This is a genomic window from Mesorhizobium sp. LSJC285A00, assembly GCF_000503155.1.
Classification (GTDB): domain Bacteria; phylum Pseudomonadota; class Alphaproteobacteria; order Rhizobiales; family Rhizobiaceae; genus Mesorhizobium.
On the sequence record NZ_AYVK01000099.1, the window covers coordinates 1 to 1709 of the forward strand.

The window sequence follows — 1709 nt, forward strand, 5'->3', positions numbered from 1 at the left end:
AAGGAACAGGCCCGACGCTCCGATAGGCCCATGACGGCCTGCAGATGCGCGACGGCTTCGCGCCTGGCGGCGGGCCCTACCATTTTTTGACAGAAGCTCGCGCAGTGCCGAGGCTTCGAGCGATCTGGTCGGCGAGCAGCTTCTTCAGCTTGGCGTTCTCGTCGTCCAAGGCCTTCAGCCGCTTGGCGTCAGAGACGTCCATCCGCCATACTTGGCCTTCCAGTTATACAGCGTCGCCTCCGAGACCCCGTGCTTGCGGGCAAGCTCGCCCGCCTTCGCACCCGCCTCAGGCTCGCGCAGAACCGCGATGATCTGCTCTTCCGTAAACCGCTTTCTCTTCATCAGTCCGTCCTTCAATCAAGGCTCGGACTCTAATCTCAGATGGAGGAAATTCTCAGTGCCAGGTCAGAGCGGATCAAGGTGCTGCTGTAGGAAAGCCTCAGCATCGCGGTCAAGACCGACGCGATCAAGCCGCAGAACACGCGCCCGATCATTGTCGACACGACGGTTCAACCCAAGAACGTCATGTTCCCAACCGACGCCAAGCTCATCAATCGTGCCCGCGAGCGGCTCGTCCGGCTGGCCAGGAAGGCCGGGCTCCACCTGTGCCATACGTCCGGGTCGGCAAGCAGGCGCTGATCATCTACAGCGCTACGCCCATGCCAAACCGTTCAAGCGGGTCAACAAGGCCCTGCGCAGGCTCAGGACGTATCTGGGGCGCACCGTCCGCGACATCTCCCGTCAGATCGCCGGCCTGGTGAGGCAGGGGGCAGCCTGTCAATTCGCCACGACAGTGACGCGACCCGCCCCCTCCACGGAACACGGTCCTCACAAGCGGTCCAAAAATCGCCTCATCAGCTGGAGACGAGGCGTATTCAACCGGATGTTCGCCAAAGTGCCGGCACAAGGCGGCAAACCCGATCAAAACTGATGATCGACGCAACATCGGCGCCGATTACACCGACATAAGCTACCCGGCCACGCCGCTGGAGATCGCGGCCCGCCGCAAGGACCTTTGTTCGCAATTGGCGGCTCAACTGACGCTCGTGACCAATGGCTCGTAGAGGCCGGCGAGCGCCTCCTGGGCTTCACCAGACTGACGCCGAGCCAATGGAAAGCGGCCAACGCCATCGAACGTCTGCACGAAGAGTTCAAGCGGCGCATCAAGACCGAGACCGTGCTGCCTTTGCCCGAAACCGCGGCCATACTGTTCTGGGCGTTGATGGTGTCTGACAAAGCTCGATGCGAAAAGTCGATGGATGGCAGACGCTGCCCATCAAGCCTCTCCATACGCAGATTGACCTCGCCGAACGAACCCCAGCCTACCGGGCTGCTCCGCCGAATTCCAACACTATTCGCGACGGCACCCACACTCCATTAGCGCTCATTCAGTATCGCATCAGACATCTTCTCGGCCACCATAATCGTAGGGATGTTCGTATTTGCTCGCGGGCAGAATGGCATCACCGACNGCTCGTCATTGGTTAGAAGGTCTGAGATGCTGCGGCCATCTGTGATTGCGAATCTGATAAGGCCTCGACGAAGCGACGCAGAACTGTCCATAAGCGCTGCGAGAAAGGAAGTCAGACCGTAGTTCAAACGGTTATACTTACCTATTCGCTTTGCTCGTCCCGTCCAGGTAGAGGGAAAAGGGTCGAGCGCAGTGTTCACAAGAGCCTTATGATTGATCAGCCTCGCAATGAATCGAA

General features: G+C 59.5%; 3 pseudogenes. 2 read left to right on the top strand and 1 reads right to left on the bottom strand.

Annotated elements, in window-relative coordinates:
- Positions 1 to 342 (bottom strand): annotated as a pseudogene (locus X726_RS01000000167845) (transposase); the annotation flags it as partial.
- 66 nt (positions 343 to 408) lie between these two features.
- Between X726_RS01000000167845 and X726_RS1000000170260 the strand changes: the two are divergent.
- Together X726_RS1000000170260 and X726_RS1000000172165 are read left to right on the top strand one after the other, a co-directional pair.
- Positions 409 to 754: pseudogene (locus X726_RS1000000170260) on the top strand (IS5/IS1182 family transposase); the annotation flags it as partial.
- Positions 755 to 1046: 292 nt separating this feature from the next.
- Positions 1047 to 1308, top strand: a pseudogene (locus X726_RS1000000172165) (IS256 family transposase); the annotation flags it as partial.
- Between the last annotated feature and the right edge of the window lie 401 nt (positions 1309 to 1709).